Origin of the sequence: Shinella sp. (genome assembly GCF_052438155.1) — a bacterium.
Taxonomy (GTDB): Bacteria; Pseudomonadota; Alphaproteobacteria; order Rhizobiales; family Rhizobiaceae; genus Shinella.
The window spans coordinates 139019-155866 of record NZ_JBQVPI010000006.1; the positions used below are offsets into that span (position 1 = coordinate 139019).

General features: G+C 64.2%; 13 protein-coding genes. 11 read left to right on the plus strand and 2 right to left on the minus strand.

Annotated elements, in window-relative coordinates:
• Positions 1-11 precede the first annotated feature (11 nt).
• On the plus strand, positions 12-1601 hold the full coding sequence (locus ACT6VE_RS13540; RefSeq protein WP_444799108.1) for a DHA2 family efflux MFS transporter permease subunit: 1590 nt from the start codon (positions 12-14) through the stop codon (positions 1599-1601).
• A gap of 6 nt (positions 1602-1607) precedes the next feature.
• Here the strand turns inward: ACT6VE_RS13540 and ACT6VE_RS13545 are convergent, their stop codons facing one another.
• Positions 1608-2492 (minus strand): PhzF family phenazine biosynthesis protein, encoded by an 885-nt coding sequence (locus ACT6VE_RS13545; RefSeq protein ID WP_444799109.1) that lies wholly within the window; start codon positions 2490-2492, stop codon positions 1608-1610.
• A 125-nt stretch (positions 2493-2617) separates the two neighbouring features.
• On the opposite strand from ACT6VE_RS13545, the gene ACT6VE_RS13550 reads away from it, so the two are divergent.
• The 5 genes from ACT6VE_RS13550 (at position 2618) to ACT6VE_RS13570 (ending at position 9515) form a co-directional block, all read left to right on the plus strand.
• Complete coding sequence (locus ACT6VE_RS13550) at positions 2618-3736, plus strand: metallophosphoesterase (RefSeq protein ID WP_444799110.1); 1119 nt, start codon at positions 2618-2620, stop codon at positions 3734-3736.
• An 83-nt stretch (positions 3737-3819) separates the two neighbouring features.
• A complete protein-coding gene (locus ACT6VE_RS13555; protein ID WP_444799111.1) occupies positions 3820-4884 on the plus strand; it encodes a LacI family DNA-binding transcriptional regulator in 1065 nt (354 codons plus the stop codon).
• Between the two features lie 10 nt (positions 4885-4894).
• Positions 4895-6349, plus strand: coding sequence for a xylulokinase (xylB, locus tag ACT6VE_RS13560; RefSeq protein ID WP_444799112.1), 1455 nt, complete (start codon positions 4895-4897; stop codon positions 6347-6349).
• 27 nt (positions 6350-6376) lie between these two features.
• Positions 6377-7687: a xylose isomerase gene (xylA, locus tag ACT6VE_RS13565; protein WP_444799113.1), complete on the plus strand. Its 1311-nt coding sequence runs from the start codon at positions 6377-6379 to the stop codon at positions 7685-7687.
• 319 nt (positions 7688-8006) lie between these two features.
• Positions 8007-9515: a methyl-accepting chemotaxis protein gene (locus tag ACT6VE_RS13570; RefSeq protein WP_444799114.1), complete on the plus strand. Its 1509-nt coding sequence runs from the start codon at positions 8007-8009 to the stop codon at positions 9513-9515.
• A gap of 6 nt (positions 9516-9521) precedes the next feature.
• Here ACT6VE_RS13570 and ACT6VE_RS13575 read toward each other — a convergent pair whose 3' ends face one another.
• Positions 9522-10553: a LacI family DNA-binding transcriptional regulator gene (locus tag ACT6VE_RS13575; RefSeq protein ID WP_444799115.1), complete on the minus strand. Its 1032-nt coding sequence runs from the start codon at positions 10551-10553 to the stop codon at positions 9522-9524.
• A gap of 220 nt (positions 10554-10773) precedes the next feature.
• On the opposite strand from ACT6VE_RS13575, the gene ACT6VE_RS13580 reads away from it, so the two are divergent.
• The 5 genes from ACT6VE_RS13580 to ACT6VE_RS13600 all read left to right on the plus strand — a co-directional run bounded on the left by ACT6VE_RS13580 (position 10774) and on the right by ACT6VE_RS13600 (position 16847).
• Complete coding sequence (locus tag ACT6VE_RS13580; protein WP_444799116.1) at positions 10774-12300, plus strand: sugar ABC transporter ATP-binding protein; 1527 nt, start codon at positions 10774-10776, stop codon at positions 12298-12300.
• Positions 12301-12347: 47 nt separating this feature from the next.
• A complete protein-coding gene (locus ACT6VE_RS13585; RefSeq protein WP_444799117.1) occupies positions 12348-13358 on the plus strand; it encodes an ABC transporter permease in 1011 nt (336 codons plus the stop codon).
• 103 nt (positions 13359-13461) lie between these two features.
• Positions 13462-14415 (plus strand): substrate-binding domain-containing protein, encoded by a 954-nt coding sequence (locus ACT6VE_RS13590; protein WP_444799118.1) that lies wholly within the window; start codon positions 13462-13464, stop codon positions 14413-14415.
• Between the two features lie 181 nt (positions 14416-14596).
• Entirely contained in the window at positions 14597-15649 is a 1053-nt protein-coding gene (locus ACT6VE_RS13595; RefSeq protein WP_444799119.1) for a sugar phosphate isomerase/epimerase family protein, read from the plus strand.
• Positions 15650-15662: 13 nt separating this feature from the next.
• The gene (locus ACT6VE_RS13600; RefSeq protein ID WP_444799120.1) at positions 15663-16847 is read left to right on the plus strand and encodes a Gfo/Idh/MocA family protein; all 1185 of its coding nucleotides are present in this window, start codon (positions 15663-15665) and stop codon (positions 16845-16847) included.
• Position 16848: the final 1 nt, after the last annotated feature.

The following is a 16848-nucleotide window of genomic DNA, read 5'->3' on the forward strand; positions in this document are numbered from 1 at the left end:
GAGCGCGGGCGATGGCCGCGACCGCTCAACCGACAGCCGGCGCCGTGGCGGCGCCCGCGCAATCCGACAAGATCCCCGTCCGCCGCGTCATCGCGTTCTTCGCGATGGTCTTCGGCATGTTCATGTCGATCCTCGACATCCAGATCGTCTCGGCCTCGCTTGCCGAAATCCAGGCGGGCCTGAGTGCCGGTACGGACGAGATCGGCTGGGTGCAGACCTCCTACCTGATCGCGGAGGTCATCATGATCCCGCTGTCGGGCACGCTTGCCCGCATCGTCTCGACCCGCGTGCTGTTTTCCGTCTCGGCGGCCGGCTTTACGGCCGCGAGCGCGCTCGCGGCAACAGCGACGAACATCGACCAGATGATCGTCTACCGCGCCATCCAGGGCTTTATCGGCGGCGGCATGATCCCCTCGGTCTTCGCGGCCGCCTTCACCATCTTCCCGCCGTCGAAGCGCTCAATCGTCTCGCCGATGATCGGCCTCGTCGCCACGCTTGCGCCGACGATCGGCCCGACGATCGGCGGCTATCTCAGCCATGCCTTCTCCTGGCACTGGCTGTTCCTCGTCAACATCGTGCCCGGCATCATCGTGACGATCGTGACCTGGAATTTCATCGATTTCGACAAGCCGCAGCTCTCGCTCATGAAGAAGTTCGACTGGCTCGGCCTTGCCGCCCTGGCGGTTTTCCTCGGCGCGCTGGAATATGTTCTGGAGGAGGGCAACGCCAACGACTGGTTCAATGACGAGTATATCGTCATGGGCGCGGTCGCTTCAGCCTTGGGCGGACTGGTCTTCTTTTACCGCGTCTTCTCGGTCGAGTTTCCGGTGGTGGATCTGCGCGCCTTCAGCAACCGGAATTTTGCTTTCGGCTCGCTCTTCTCCTTCGTGATGGGCATCGGCCTCTATGGCCTGACCTATCTCTATCCGCTCTATCTCGGGCGCATTCGCGGCTACGATTCGCTGATGATCGGCGAAACCATGTTCGTCAGCGGCCTCACCATGTTCCTCACGGCGCCCATTGCCGGCATCCTGTCGAGCCGCATGGATCCGCGTTTCATGATGATGATCGGTTTCGCGAGCTTCTCGTACGGCACGTGGATCATGAGCAGCCTGACGATAGACTGGGATTTCTACGAGCTGCTCCTGCCGCAGATCCTGCGCGGTTTCGGCCTGATGATCTGCATGGTGCCGATCAACAACGTGGCACTCGGCACGCTCTCGCCGGATAAGATCCGCGGTGCCTCCGGCGTCTTCAACCTGACGCGCAATCTCGGCGGTGCCGTAGGGCTCGCCGTCATCAACACCATCCTCACCCAGCGCCAGCACGAGCATTATGCCCGACTCTCCGAGCACGTGCAGTGGGGCAACCCGGAAGCGATGGACCAGCTGCGCAACATGGCGGCGAACTATTCGCAGCACGGCCTCGATGGTGCCGCCATCTCGATCCAGAAGATGTCCGGCCTCGTCCAGCAACAGGCGACGATCCTGTCTTTCGCAGACGTCTTCGTGATCCTGACGTGGCTGTTTGGAGCGCTCGTGCTGTGCGCCTTCGTCATCAAGAAACCCCAATCCGGTGTCGGGGGCGGGGGCGGGCACTAACGGGTATCAGACGCTCAGCATGCCGCTCATGACGGGCACGCAGGCGCCACCGATCCGCACGGTCCCGTCGTCATCGACTTCGACCGACAGCAGGCTCGGCCGCTCCATGTCGATGCCCTGCGCCACCTGGAAACGCCGCGGCGTGCTGTTTTCCAGCCCGGCAAGCAGGGCGCAGGCCGCCGCCGTGGCGCTTCCCGTTGCCGGGTCTTCCGGCAGGCCGTCGAACGGCGCGAACATGCGAGCGGAAAAATCCACCGCACCGTCTCGTTCCGCCACCTCCCGGCAGTAGAGATAGATCGCATCGGCACCGTCCGCCGGCAGGATCGTGGAAAACGCCGCCATGTCGGCCTTGGCGCGCTGCAGGGCCTCTCGCGTGGCGATTTCGACGACGATGAACGGCAGGCCGACCGAGGCGATGCAAGGCTGGTGGACATCGACGGCGATATCCGCCTCGCTCAGCGAAAGACACGCGGCGACATTTACCGGCGCAAAGCTTTTCCCGACGGACAGGGCCTGCGGTGCCGTCAGCTGGATCTGGTCGACCTCTCCTGCGATCCGCAGGATCTTAGCTCGCACAAGGCCTGCGGCTTCCTCGAAGAGGAATTCCTCGACCGTTTCGTTGCCCTCCGCCGTCGCCAGCGCATAGGCGGTTCCGACATTGGGGTGGCCGGCGAACGGCACTTCCACCGTCGGCGTGAAGATGCGCACATGCGCCGTATGCCGCGCGTCCTTCGGGCGAAGCACGAAGGTCGTTTCGGAATAGTTGAACTCGCGGGCGATCATCTGCATCTCCTCACCCGTCAGGTCATCGGCATCCAGCACGACAGCAAGCGGATTGCCGCCGAAGCGCAGGCGGGTGAAGACGTCGAGCGTGTGAAAAGGCAGCTTCATGGCGCGGCTCCAAAGCATTTGGTGGTAGCAAGTTCGCGGCGGCGGCTCAAGGTGGCGTCGGGACCGCTATACGTCTGCGCGATCCTGTTCCAGAATGCGGCTCGCCTTTCGCATCGGAGAGCCGCATGCCCGTTCGTCCCACCCGCCGCCATCTTCTGACCGGAGCCGCCGGCCTCGGTCTTTCCCTCACGCTGCCGCGTTTGCCGCTCTTCGCGCAAACGCAGAGGCCGGCGACGGATGCGACCTTCCTCTTTTCCTGCGACGTGCACGCCTGCCTGGTCTCTGCCGATGGCCTCAGCCCGGGCTGTGCGGACGAGGGCAAGACGGATGCGGCGCTGCTCCGGCATGTCGCGGCGGTGAATGCCGTCGGCGGCTTTGCCTGGCCTGCCACGATCGACGGCAAGCCTTCCGGCCTGCAAGGCGCCGGCACGACGATTGCCACTCCACTCGGCCTCGTGCTCGGCGGCGATATGACGGATGACGGCGGCGGGCAGGTGAAGGTGCCGGGCGAGGGGCGCCAGCTCCAGCAATTTTCCAGTCGCTACCAGCAGGGCATCGGGCCGGACCGGGTGCACTATCCGGTCTATAACGGCCTCGGTAATCACGACCTCGACCAGGATGGCGCGCCGCCGCATGTCGACTGGTATCGCCGTGAACTGCGCGACTATGTCGAGCTGAACCACCGGTCCACCGTGTTCTACAAGGCGCCCGTGCCGGTGACGAACTATGACGTCGAGTCGGACAATTATTCCTGGGATTGGGGCGGCCTGCATCTCATCCAGCTGCAGCGCTTCGGCGGCGACGACACGAAGGGCGCCGTCAGCGGTCTCGCGTGGCTGCAACAGGATCTTGCCACCTACGCCGCCGACGGCCGTCCCGTCGTCCTGTTCCAGCACTATGGCTGGGATGCGTTCTCGACCGAGCATTGGGACCCGACGGCAAAGACCTTTGATCCGCATGGCGCCGGCCCGGCGCATTGGTGGACCGATGCGGAGCGCGCCAGCCTCGCCGCCGCCCTCAAGGGCTACAATGTCATCGGCATCTTTCACGGCCACGAACACCCGACGCCGATGATTTACAACCGCAAGGGCTACGACATCTTCAAGCCGATCGCCGCCTTCCTGGGCGGCTTCGCGCTGGTCCGCGTTACCGATTCATTTCTCGACGTGACCCTCGCGAAGGCCGGCGAAAACCCGGCCGACATCGTCTTCACGCACGCCTTCAGCAAGCCTCTCCCGGGTTGAAAAACCCCGTTCCATGGTGCCCGCGAAAATTTCTGATTTACGTACATCAAAAATTCCTCTAAGGGTCTCGCCACGGAGGAGACATGAGACCCACAGTTCACGATATCGCTGACACGGCGGGCGTCAGCCTGGCCACGGTCGACCGCGTTCTGAACGACCGGCCGGGCGTGCGCGGCGTCACGAAGGCCAAGGTCGAGGCGGCAATTATCTCGCTCGGCTATGTGCGCGATGTCGCAGCGGCCAACCTTGCCAAGAGCCGCGTCTACCCGCTGGTGTTCATCCTGCCGGAGGGTGACAACCCCTTCATGCGCGGGCTGGAAGCGGAGGTCCGCCGCGCCGGCCTACATTCGGCAGCCGAACGCACGCGCCTTTCGGTGGCGACGGTTCCCGCCTTCGATGCCGGCGCGCTTGTCAAGGCCATCGACGTCGCCATCATGGAAAACGTCTCTGGCATCGCCGCCGTCGTGGTCGATGCGCCGGAGGTTTCCGCAGCGATCGTCCGGGCGCATGCCGCCGGCATTCCCTTCGTCACGCTCGTCTCGGACCTCGCCAATTCCGGCCGCGACCACTTCGTCGGTGTCGACAACATCGCCGCCGGCCGCACCGCCGGCAGCCTGATGGGTCGCTTCCTGGGCGAACGCCCCGGCACCGTGGCTGTGCTGGCCGGCTCGATGCGGGTGCGCGACCATCGTGAACGTCTCGACGGTTTTCGCGCGGCGATCGCAGCCATGCCCGTTGCCCGGACCGTGCTGCCCGTGCTGGAGGGACAGGACGATCCGGACCTGTCGTTCTCCCTCATTTCCGATTGCCTTGCCGCCAATCCGACCCTTGCCGGCATCTACAATCTAGGCGCCGGTAACCGCGGCCTCATCCAGGCCCTTTCCGCCAAGGGCAGGGCCGATCTCTGCGTGATCGCGCACGAACTGACTGTCGAGACCCGCGCGGCGCTCGAAACCGGCCTCGTCGATGCCGTGCTCAACCAGGATGCCGGCCATGAGGTGCGCAGCGCCATCCGCGTCCTGCGCGCCAAGGCCGATGGCCTGCCGGTCATTGCCGCGCAGGAGCGCATCCGCCTCGACATTTTCATCAAGGACAACCTCCCGGCCGGGCCGGACGAGGACGAACAGCCCGGCGCGGCCGGCAACTAGGGAGAGACGCATGTATCTCGGGATCGACCTCGGCACCTCGGGCGTCAAGGCCATGCTGATCGACGCGGACCAGACGGTCATCGGCTCGGCCTCCAGCAAGGAGGTCGCGACCACGCGTCCGCATCCCGGCTGGTCCGAGCAGGACCCCGCGGAGTGGATCCGCGCGACGGAGGAAGCCATTGCCGGCCTGCGCGCCGCCCATCCCGCAGCCCTTGCCGCCGTGCGCGGCATCGGCCTGTCCGGCCATATGCATGGCGCCACCCTCATCGATGCCGACGACAAGGTCCTGCGTCCCTGCATCATGTGGAACGACACGCGCAGTCATCGCGAGGCCGCCAGCCTCGATGCCGATCCGCGCTTCCGCGCAATCACCGGCAACATCGTTTTCCCCGGTTTCACCGCGCCAAAACTCGCCTGGGTGAAGGCCAACGAGCCGGACGTTTTTGCAAAGGTCCGCTGGGTCCTGCTGCCGAAGGATTACCTGCGCCTCTGGCTCACCGGCGAACATCTGTCGGAAATGTCCGATTCGGCCGGCACGTCCTGGCTGGATACCGGTGCACGCAGATGGTCCACGGAGCTGCTTGCGGCAACCGGCCTGGAAGAACGCCAGATGCCGGGCCTCGTCGAAGGCACGGAGGCGGCCGGCACGCTGCGGCCGGACCTCTCCGCCCGGTGGGGGCTGGGCGACGGCATCGTCGTCGCCGGCGGCGCCGGTGACAATGCGGCCTCGGCCTGCGGCATGGGCACGGTGCGCGAAGGCACGGCCTTCGTCTCGCTCGGCACTTCCGGCGTGCTCTTCGCCGCCAATGCCAGCTACCTGCCGAACCCGCAAAGCGCGGTGCATGCCTTCTGCCACGCGCTGCCCGACACCTGGCACCAGATGGGCGTCATTCTTTCGGCCACCGATGCGCTGAACTGGCATTCGCGCGTCACCGGCGCGTCCGCGGCCGACCTGACGAAGGAACTCGGCGAAACGCTGAAGGAACCCTCGAGCGTCACCTTCCTGCCCTACCTTTCCGGCGAGCGCACGCCGCACAACGACGCCGCCATCCGCGGCGCCTTCCTCGGCCTTGGCCATGAGAGCGGCCGCGCGGTGCTGACGCAGGCCGTGCTGGAAGGCGTGTCCTTTGCCATCCGCGACAGCCTCGAGGCACTGAAATCCGCCGGCACGCGTCTGTCGCGCGTCACCGCCATCGGCGGCGGCTCGCGCTCGCGCTACTGGCTGAAGTCGATCGCCACCGCGCTGGACCTGCCCGTCGACCTGCCGGCCGACGGCGATTTCGGTGCCGCCTTCGGTGCCGCCCGCCTCGGCCTCATCGCCGCGACCGGCGCAAACCCGACCGATATCCTGACCGCGCCGGCCACGGCCGAGACGATCGAACCCGAGACGGCGCTGACCGCCGCCTATGAGGACGCCTATCAGCGCTACCGCCGCCTCTATCCGGCAATCCGCGCCGCCTACTGATCCACGAACACTCAAGAGGAGACACCCATGGCCACCGGCTTTTTCGGCGACATTGCCAAGATCAAGTATGAAGGTCCTGACAGCACCAATCCGCTCGCCTTCCGCCACTACAATCCCGACGAAATCGTCGCGGGCAAGCGCATGGAAGATCACCTGCGCTTCGCCGTCGCCTACTGGCATACCTTCGTCTGGCCGGGCGGCGACCCCTTCGGCGGCCAGACCTTCGAGCGCCCGTGGTTCGAGGATTCGATGAAGGCTGCGAAGCTGAAGGCCGACGTGGCTTTCGAATTCTTCCAGCTGCTCGGCGTGCCGTTCTACTGCTTCCACGACGCGGACGTGCGGCCGGAAGGCAAGGATTTCGTCGAGAACACCAAGAACCTCAACGAGATCGTCGACTATTTCGAGAAGAAGCAGGCCGAGACCGGCGTCAAGCTGCTCTGGGGCACCGCCAACCTCTTCTCCAACCGCCGCTACATGGGCGGTGCTGCGACCAATCCGGATCCGGACGTCTTCGCGTTCGGGGCCGCGACGGTCAAGACCTGCATCGACGCCACGCATCGCCTGGGCGGTGACAATTACGTGCTGTGGGGCGGTCGCGAGGGTTACGAGACCCTGCTCAACACCAATATCGGCCAGGAGCTCGACCAGCTCGGCCGCTTCGTCAACATGGTCGTCGAATACAAGCACAAGATCGGCTTCAAGGGCGCCATCCTCATCGAGCCGAAGCCGCAGGAGCCGACCAAGCACCAGTACGACTACGACGTCGCGACGGTGTTCGGTTTCCTCAAGAAATACGGCCTGGAAAACGAGGTGAAGGTCAATATCGAGCAGGGCCACGCCATCCTTGCCGGCCACTCCTTCGAGCATGAGCTGGCGCTTGCCAATGCGCTTGGCATCTTCGGCTCCATCGACATGAACCGCAACGACTACCAGTCCGGCTGGGACACCGACCAGTTCCCCAACAACGTGCCGGAAATGGCGCTCGCCTTCTATCAGGTTCTCGCGGGCGGCGGCTTCACCACCGGCGGCACGAACTTCGACGCCAAGCTGCGCCGCCAGTCGATCGATCCGGCAGACCTGCTGATCGGTCACATCGGCGGCATGGATTGCTGCGCCCGCGGCCTGAAGGCGGCGGCGAAGATGATCGAGGACAAGGCGCTGTCCGACCCGCTCGCCGAGCGCTATGCCGGCTGGCAGGCCGCGCCCGCGAAAAACATCCTGGCCGGCGGTTCGTCGCTGGAGGCACTGGAAGCCTATGTGCTGAAGGCCGGCGTCAACCCGCAGCCGCGCTCCGGCAAGCAGGAACTTCTGGAAAACGTGGTCAACCGCTACGTTTGAGCGGCGTATGAAAGAGTAAGCGAAGGGCGCCTTGGGCGCCCTTTTGCGTTTCTGGTGTTCGTCAGCTCACGCTACGATAGTATTACTGGATAACGTTACGTAACGTGTATCTTTAATCTGTAGGCGGTTGTGCCGCCTCGGAATTCTTTCGGAAAAATTCGCTATTGACGACCGTATTCTTGATGGATCGCAATTTCACGACGCATCTATATTTTAGGCCTACAGATTTTATTTACCATCCGCCGTAAAGAATCGACAACACCAGAAGTTGTCGTGGCTCGACTTCTGGTCGCCGACAGGTGGCCACGAGGATTTTCCCATGTCAGCGCAGGACGCCAAGACCCAGCAACTGAACGAGCGCCTCCAGTTCGTCGATCTCGACACCGCCCAGCGCGCAGCGCTGAAGCGGGCGCTGCCGACCATTTCCGCCTCCTTGGATGGCGCGCTCGACACCTTCTACCGCAAGGCGCGCGCGACACCCGAGACGGCGCGGTTCTTCTCGAGCGAGGCGCATATCCAGAGCGCCAAGGGCCGCCAGGTCAGGCACTGGGAATTGATCGGCTCGGCCACGTTCGACACGCACTATGTCGATGCCGTCACGATGATCGGCAAGACGCATGCCCGCCTGGGGCTGGAACCGCGCTGGTACATCGGCGGCTACGCGCTGATCCTCGAAGCGATCGTCGAGAGCGTCGTCGCAAAACACCTCGAAGGTTTCCTGTATCGCACGAAGGCGGCGGCGCTCGGTGCGGAGATCACCGCCATCGTCAAGGCGGCGCTGGTCGACATGGACTATGCGATCTCGGTCTATCTCGACGCGCTTCAGGAAGAGCGCGAAAAGGCGGAGGCCGAGCGGCAGGTCCGCAATGCCGAACAGGAAGAGGCGCTGAGCGCCCTTGATACCTCGCTCAACCGCCTCGCCGGCGGCGACCTCACGGCTGCCATCGCCCAGCCGCTCGCCCCGCAGTTCGAGGGCCTGCGCTCCAATTTCAACGCGGCGATCGCACGACTGGACGATACGCTCGGCGCAATCGTTACCGCCGCGGAGGATGCGGCAGGCAATTCCGGCGAGCTGGTGAACGCGACGGACGACATGGCCAAGCGCACCGAGCAGCAGGCGGCCTCGCTGGAGGAAACCGCGGCTGCCGTCGAAGAGATCACCACCATTTCCCGTGAGGCCGCGCAACGCGCGCAGGAGGCGCGCCGCGTCGTCGGCAGTGCGACGGAGGAGGCGAGGCGCTCCGGCGCGGTGGTCGAGCAGGCGGTTTCGGCGATGGGCGCGATCCAGGATTCCTCCGGCAAGATCACGCAGATCATCGGCGTCATCGACCAGATTTCCTTCCAGACCAACCTTCTGGCGTTGAACGCCGGCGTCGAGGCGGCGCGGGCAGGGGAGGCGGGCAAGGGCTTTGCCGTCGTCGCCCAGGAGGTGCGGGAGCTGGCGCAGAAATCGGCGGAAGCGGCCAAGGAGATCAAGTCGCTGATCGACAAGTCCTTCGCCGACGTGCTGCTCGGCGTGTCGCTGGTCAACAAGACGGGCGAGGCGCTGCATCATATCGGCGAGCAGGTCGTGCACATCAACGGCCATATCGATGCGATCGCCAATTCCGCCCGCGAACAATCGGCCGGTATCGCCGAGATCAACACGGCTGTCGGCAGCATGGACCAGATGACGCAGCAGAACGCCGCAATGGTGGAGCAGACCAATGCCGCCACCCATAACCTGATGCAGATCAGCACGACGCTGAAGGGACTTGTCGATCGCTTCACGGTTTCGGCGCAACGCAGCGAGCGGGCGGTCAGCCCGGCCCGGCGGCGCTACGGTTGACCGGGGCTAGCGGGACTGAAAACGCCGCGCCGGTGCGGAGACGGAGTTGCGCACGATGAGGTCCGGCCGAAGCAGGATTTCGGTGTCCGGCGGTTCGCTGCCGGACAGCAGTTCCAGGAGAAGCGCCATGGCGCTCTTGCCGATGGCCGTGCGCGGCTGGCGGATGGTGGTGAGCGAGGGCGTCATGAAGGTCGCCTGCGGCACGTCGTCGAAGCCGGTGACCGAGAAATCGGCGGGAATGTCATAGCCGCGTGCGCTGAGCCCGATCATCACGCCGATCGCCGTCTGGTCGTTGACGCACATGAAGGCGCTCGGCAGCGTGTCGCGCACGAAGAGCTGTTCGAGCGCCAGGCGCCCGCTCTCGATCGTGCCGTCCCCTTCGAGAATGATGCGCTCGCCGACCGGAACGCCGGCCGCATCCAGTCCATCGTCATAACCCTGCCGGCGGCGGCTGTAGGCGAGCCGCGTGCGCGAATCACCGATGAAGGCGATCTTGCGATGGCCTTCCGCGATCAGCAGGTCGACAGCCTTGCGCGCGCCCTCGATGTCGTCCACGCCGACATAGGGAATGCCGCCATTGTAGACCGGCTCGAACACTCCGACGCAGGGCGGCAGACGCGCCGTCATGGACTGGTGCCCGAAGGGCAGGATGCCGGTGAACAGGATCAGCCCGGCCGCCTGGTTGGAATTCAGGAATTTCAGATATTCCAGCCCGCGCTGCGGGTCGTTGTGGGTATGGCCGATCAGGATGCCGTAGCCGTGCGAGCGCGCCTCGTTTTCCAGGCCGACCAGGATGTTGGAGAAGTTCGGGTCGCCGATATCAGGCGCCACGACGAGGATCATGTTCGACCGGCCAAGCCGCAGGCTGCGCGCCATGGCGTTGGTCGTGTAGCCGGTGATGGCGATCGCCTGGTTGACCTTCAGTCGCGTCGAATTCGCCACCTTTTCCGGCATGTGGATCGCCCGGGACACGGTCGCGATGGAGACCTGCGCAATCCGCGCAACATCTTCGATCGTGGCGGGGCTGGAGGTCGACAAACTGGCTCTCACTTAGCAGCGGCAATTCCGGCAAAGGGTAGGGCGGTTTGCGATGGAACTGCGGAAACAAACGATTTGCGGGGGACACTACACAGACTGGACTGAGGGTCAAACGGCGCTTGCTGGAAATTCCTGATATCCCATGATGTAAACCTTTACATACAGAGTGTAAAGGTTTACATCATTGCCCAAGCGGTCGAGGAGCCGCAGGGAGGAAATCATGAATCCGGACGCTGCCGACGGGGCTCCCGTCGTTCTTTCTGCACGCCGCATCAGTAAATCTTTCAGCGGTGTGCAGGTGCTTTTCAGCGTCAATTTCGAGCTGCGTGCCGGCGAGATTCATGCGCTCATGGGTGAGAACGGCGCCGGCAAGTCGACGCTCGTCAAGATCCTTTCCGGTTTCGAGCAGCCGACCTCGGGCGAGATCCTGCTCGACGGCCAGTCGGTGAAGCTGCCGGCGAACGGTCAGGCCGAGCACCTCGGCATCGTCATCATCCACCAGGAATTCAACCTCGCCGAACACCTGACCGTCACCGAGAGCCTGTTCCTTGGTCGCGAGATCACGCGTTTCGGCGTGCTCGACCGCAAGTTCATGCGTGCGGAAACCCGACGCGTGCTCGACCAGCTCGGCTCGCATGTCGACGAGAATGCCCTGATCAGTTCGCTCTCCATCGCCGACAAGCAGATGGTGGAGATCGCCAAGGCGATCAGCCGCGATGCGCGCATCATCTTCATGGACGAGCCGACGGCCGTATTGTCGCGCGAGGAAACCAACTACCTGTTCCGGCAGGTGCGCAAGCTGCGCGAAAAGGGCACGTCCTTCGTCTTCGTCTCGCACAAGCTGGACGAGGTGATGGAACTCACCGACCGGGTCACGGTGCTGCGCGACGGGCAATGGATCAAGACGGCCCCGACCAGCATTCTCGATGGCGAATCGATCGCCCAGCTCATGGTCGGGCGCGAGCTTTCGAGCCTCTACCCGGCCAAGCAGGAGCCGAGCGTCGACGAAGAGGTGACGCTGGCGGTCGAGGGACTGACGACGAACTACGTCAAGGATGCCAGCTTCGAGGTGCGCAAGGGCGAGATCCTCGGTTTCTCCGGGCTCATCGGCTCCGGTCGCACGGAGCTGATGGAGGCCGTCGCGGGCCTGCGCTCGCGCCTTTCGGGGGAGGTCTCGGTGCGCGGCGAAAGTGTGCCGGGCGGCGATGTGCATGCCGCCAACCGCGTCGGCATCGCCTACATGACCAAGGACCGCAAGCACAAGGGCCTGCTTCTGAACTCCCGCATGACGGCCAATCTCACGCTGCAATCGCTGGAGAAGCACGGCCAGTACGGCTATCTCAGCCCGAAGAGCGAGGCCGAGGCGCTGGAGCGGGCGCGCCGGCGTTTCGATATTCGCGTGCGCGACGGGCGCGTCGTCGCCGGCCGCATGTCGGGTGGCAACCAGCAGAAGCTGTTGCTCGCCAAGGTCATGGAGACCGAGCCGGACATCATCATCATCGACGAGCCGACGCGCGGCATCGATGTCGGCACAAAACAGCAGATCTACCACTTCATTTCCGCGCTCGCCCGCGATGGCAAGTCGATCGTCGTCGTCTCCTCCGAGATGCCGGAGATCATCGGCCTGTGCACCCGCGTCGCCGTCATGCGCGAAGGGCGGATCGTCGGCATTCTCGAAGGCGAGGAAATCTCCGAACAGGAGATCATGCGCTATTCGGCAGGGTTGAAGAAGAAGGCCGCTGCCTGAGCCAAAGGCCGGCAGCGGGACAACAACATTTCAGGTCGGGGACGAACATGACGGCAGGTGACGACACGGTCGAAACGAAGGCGAGGGGCCGCAGCTGGCGGGATGTCGATCTGAGGGCGGTCGCGCCCTTTGCCGCGCTCGCGCTGCTGCTTATCGTCGGCGCGCTGGTGAACCCCAACTTCATCGGCATCAACAACCTGGCGAACGTTGCGACGCGCAGCGCCTTCATCGCGATCATCGCGGTCGGCGCCACCTTCGTCATCTCGTCGGGCGATCTCGATCTCTCGGTCGGCGCCATGGTCGCCTTCGTCGCCAGCCTCATGATCCTCTTCATGAACTCCGGCGTGATCGCCGATCCCTCGCTCATGCTGACGGTCGCGATCGTGCTGACGCTGGTCATCGGCGCGGCGTGCGGCTTCCTCAACGGCCTCATCACCACCGTGGGCAAGATCGAGCCCTTCATCGCGACGCTCGGCACGATGGGCATCTATCGCGGCCTCACCACCTGGCTCTCCCAGGGCGGCGCGATCACGCTGCGCGAACCGGAATTGCAGGCGCTCTACCGCCCGGCCTATTTCGGCTACATCCTGGGCGTGCCGGTACCGATCGTCGTCATCCTCACGGTGACGGCCATTGCAGCCTTCATCCTCTATCGCACGCGCTACGGTCGCCATGTCGTGGCTGTCGGCTCGAACAGCGATGTCGCGCGTTATTCCGGCATTCCGGTCAACCGCGTGCGCACCATCGCCTTCGTCATCCAGGGCCTCTGTGTCGCCATCGCCGTGCTGCTTTATGTGCCGCGCCTCGGCTCCACCTCGGCCACGACAGGCATTCTCTGGGAATTGCAGGCGATTACCGCGGTCGTCGTCGGCGGTACGGCGCTGAAGGGCGGGGCGGGCCGCGTCTGGGGCACGATCTGCGGCGCCTTCATTCTCGAACTGGTCGGCAACATCATGCTGCTCTCCAACTTCATCAGCGAATATCTGATCGGGGCCATCCAGGGCGCGATCATCATCATTGCGATGCTCGTCCAGCGCTCGCTGGTGCGCAAGTCGTAGGCCAAGCAATACCGCAAGAGCCTCAAACGCTTTTGCGGGGGAACTAGCCGGGTCCACAGGTCGCCCGGCCACGAAGGAAAGACCTGATTTTGGGAGGAAATTCATGCGCAAGAAACTATTGGGCCTGACGGTCGCGGCAATGGCGCTCGTCGCCGGCGTCGTGCACGCACAGGAAGAAAAGAAGGTCACGATCGGCGTCTCGATCCCGGCCGCCGACCATGGCTGGACCTCGGGCGTCGTCTTCCACGCCGAACGCGTCGCCAAGCTCCTCATGGAGCGCAATCCGGGCCTCAACATCATCGTGAAGACTTCGCCGGATCCGGCAAGCCAGGCGAATGCCGTGCAGGACCTTGAAACGCAGGGCATCGACGCGCTCGTCATCCTGCCGACCGATCCGGATCCGCTGGTCAACGCCATCAAGGAAGTGAAGGGCAAGGGCACGTTCGTGACGCTCGTCGACCGTGCGCCGAGCACCAACGACAGTTCCGTGCGTGACCTCTACGTCGCCGGCAACAATTTCGCACTTGGCCAGACGGCCGGCGAATATATCAAGACCACGACGCCGGAAGCCGAAGTCGTCGTCATCCGTGGCATGGCGATCCCGATCGACCAACAGCGCCAGGACGGCTTCGACAAGGGCATCGAAGGCTCCGGCGTCAAGGTCCTCGACCGTCAATACGGCAACTGGAACCGAGACGACGCCTTTAAGGTCATGCAGGACTACCTGACCAAGTACCAGAAGATCGACGTCGTATGGTGCCAGGACGACGACATGGCTGTCGGCGTGCTCCAGGCCATCGAGCAGGCCGGCCGCAAGGACATCCAGTATGTCATCGCCGGTGCCGGTTCGAAGGACATGATCAAGAAGGTCATGGACGGCGACAAGATGATCCCGGTCGACGTGCTCTATCCGCCGGCAATGGTCGGCACGGCGCTCGAGATGACCGTCGCCAACTTCTACGGCCAGGTTCCTGTGCGCGGCGTCTACACGATCGATGCGACGCTGGTGACCAAGGACAATGCGAAGGAATTCTACTTCCCGGATTCTCCGTTCTGATCTGACGAAAACCAGACCGCCCGGGGCATGATGCCCCGGGCGGTTTTTCTTGCCCCTTGCCCACAATTTCACATTGCCCGCCCCGCCAAAGGCCGTTAGCTTTTCACGCGCTGCGGTACGTACCGCAAAAATATTCGAGACTGGCCGCGCGGACGGCCGCGTCCATGGGAGGAAGTCACCGATGAAGACGATCAAGGGCCCGGCCCTGTTTCTTGCGCAGTTCGCGGGCGATACCGCGCCGTTCAATTCCTGGGACTCGATCACCAAATGGGCCGCCGACATCGGCTACAAGGGCGTGCAGGTTCCGAGCTGGGATGCGCGCTTCATCGACCTGAAGAAGGCCGCCGCCTCCAAGACCTATTGCGACGAGTTCGCCGGCAAGGCGCGTGAAAACGGCGTCGAGGTCACCGAGCTTTCCACCCATCTGCAGGGCCAGCTTGTCGCCGTGCACCCGGCCTATGACGAGGCCTTCGATGGTTTTGCCGCGCCCGAAGTGCGCGGCAATCCGAAGGCGCGCCAGGAATGGGCCGTCGAGCAGGTCAAGATGGCGCTCACCGCCTCCAGGCACCTCGGCCTCGATGCCATGGCCAGCTTTTCCGGTGCGCTCGCCTGGCCCTTCGTCTATCCCTGGCCGCAGCGCCCCGCCGGTCTCGTCGAGACCGCCTTCGACGAACTAGCAAAACGCTGGAGGCCGATCCTCGACCATGCCGAGGAGAACGGCGTCGATATCTGCTACGAAATCCATCCCGGTGAGGACCTGCACGACGGCATCACCTACGAGATGTTTCTGGAGCGCACCGGCAACCATGCCCGTGCCTGCATGCTCTACGACCCCTCGCACTATGTCCTTCAGTGCCTCGACTATCTCGACAATATCGACATCTACAAGGACCGCATCCGCATGTTCCATGTGAAGGATGCCGAGTTCAATCCGACCGGCCGGCAGGGCGTCTATGGCGGTTATCAGGGTTGGGTCAACCGCGCCGGCCGCTTCCGTTCGCTCGGCGACGGCCAGGTCGATTTCGGCGCCGTCTTCTCCAAGATGGCCGCCAACGACTTTTCGGGCTGGGCCGTGGTCGAATGGGAATGCGCGCTGAAACATCCGGAGGACGGTGCCCGCGAAGGCGCGGAATTCGTCAAGGCGCATATCATCCGCGTCACGGAAAAGGCGTTTGACGATTTTGCCGATGCCGGCACGGATGACGCCGCCAACCGGCGCATGCTCGGGCTTTAAGGAGGAATACAGGATGGCAATCGAAGAAAGCGCAAGCGAAACGCGGGAACGCCGTATCCGGCTCGGCATGGTCGGCGGCGGCTCCGGCGCCTTCATCGGCGCGGTGCACCGCATCGCCGCCCGGCTCGACGATCACTATGAGCTTGTCGCCGGCGCGCTCTCGTCCTCGCCGGAAAAGGCCGAGCAGTCGGCGCGCGAGCTCGGGCTCGATCCCTCGCGCAGCTATGGCAGCTTCAAGGAAATGGCGATCCGCGAGGCCAAGCTGAAGAACGGCATCGAGGCGGTGGCGATCGTCACGCCGAACCACGTGCATTACGAGGCCGCGAAGGAATTCCTGAAGCGCGGCATCCACGTCATCTGCGACAAGCCGCTCACCTCGACGCTTGGCGATGCGCGCAAGCTGAAGAAGCTGGCGGAGGAGAGCGATGCGCTCTTCGTGCTCACCCACAACTACACCGGCTATCCCATGGTCCGCCAGGCGCGCGAAATGGTGGCGAACGGCGAACTCGGCCCGATCCGTCTGGTGCAGATGGAATATCCGCAGGACTGGCTGACGGAAGACATCGAGAGCAGCGGCCAGAAGCAGGCCGCCTGGCGCACCGACCCGACCAAGTCGGGTGCCGGCGGTTCCACCGGCGACATCGGCACCCATGCCTATAATCTCGGCTGCTTCGTCTCCGGTCTCGAACTGGAGGAACTGTCCGCCGATCTCGACAGCTTCGTGGCAGGCCGTCGCCTCGACGACAACGCCCATGTCATGCTGCGCTTCAAGGAGAAGGACGGCGCGCGCGCCAAGGGCATGCTGTGGTGCAGCCAGGTGGCACCCGGCCACGAGAATGGCCTCAAGGTGCGCGTCTACGGCACCAAGGGCGCCCTCGAATGGGTGCAGGCCGATCCGAACTACCTCTGGTACACGCCCTTCGGCGAGCCGAAGCGCCTCATCACCCGCAACGGTGCCGGTTCGGGCCCTGCTGCCGCGCGCATGAGCCGCGTGCCCTCCGGCCATCCGGAAGGCTATCTCGAAGGTTTTGCCAACATCTATTCCGAAGCCGCCCGCGCGATCTATGCCAAGCGCCGCGGCGCCGCGGCGGATCCCGCCATCGTCTATCCGACGGTGGATGACGGCCTGAAGGGCATGCTCTTCGTCGATGCCTGTGTGCAGTCGTCGAAGAAGAACGGGGCGTGGGTGAAGGTCTGAT

Bases quoted from the DNA above. Each gene is read 5' to 3' on its own strand.
- xylB (WP_444799112.1), top strand. From the start codon at position 4,895: ATGTATCTCGGGATCGACCTCGGCACCTCGGGCGTCAAGGCCATGCTG.
- ACT6VE_RS13600 (WP_444799120.1), top strand. From the start codon at position 15,663: ATGGCAATCGAAGAAAGCGCAAGCGAAACGCGGGAACGCCGTATCCGG.
- ACT6VE_RS13555 (WP_444799111.1), top strand. From the start codon at position 3,820: ATGAGACCCACAGTTCACGATATCGCTGACACGGCGGGCGTCAGCCTG.
- ACT6VE_RS13590 (WP_444799118.1), top strand. From the start codon at position 13,462: ATGCGCAAGAAACTATTGGGCCTGACGGTCGCGGCAATGGCGCTCGTC.
- ACT6VE_RS13570 (WP_444799114.1), top strand. From the start codon at position 8,007: ATGTCAGCGCAGGACGCCAAGACCCAGCAACTGAACGAGCGCCTCCAG.
- ACT6VE_RS13585 (WP_444799117.1), top strand. From the start codon at position 12,348: ATGACGGCAGGTGACGACACGGTCGAAACGAAGGCGAGGGGCCGCAGC.
- ACT6VE_RS13540 (WP_444799108.1), top strand. From the start codon at position 12: ATGGCCGCGACCGCTCAACCGACAGCCGGCGCCGTGGCGGCGCCCGCG.
- ACT6VE_RS13595 (WP_444799119.1), top strand. From the start codon at position 14,597: ATGAAGACGATCAAGGGCCCGGCCCTGTTTCTTGCGCAGTTCGCGGGC.
- ACT6VE_RS13550 (WP_444799110.1), top strand. From the start codon at position 2,618: ATGCCCGTTCGTCCCACCCGCCGCCATCTTCTGACCGGAGCCGCCGGC.
- ACT6VE_RS13545 (WP_444799109.1), bottom strand. From the start codon at position 2,492: ATGAAGCTGCCTTTTCACACGCTCGACGTCTTCACCCGCCTGCGCTTC.
- xylA (WP_444799113.1), top strand. From the start codon at position 6,377: ATGGCCACCGGCTTTTTCGGCGACATTGCCAAGATCAAGTATGAAGGT.
- ACT6VE_RS13580 (WP_444799116.1), top strand. From the start codon at position 10,774: ATGAATCCGGACGCTGCCGACGGGGCTCCCGTCGTTCTTTCTGCACGC.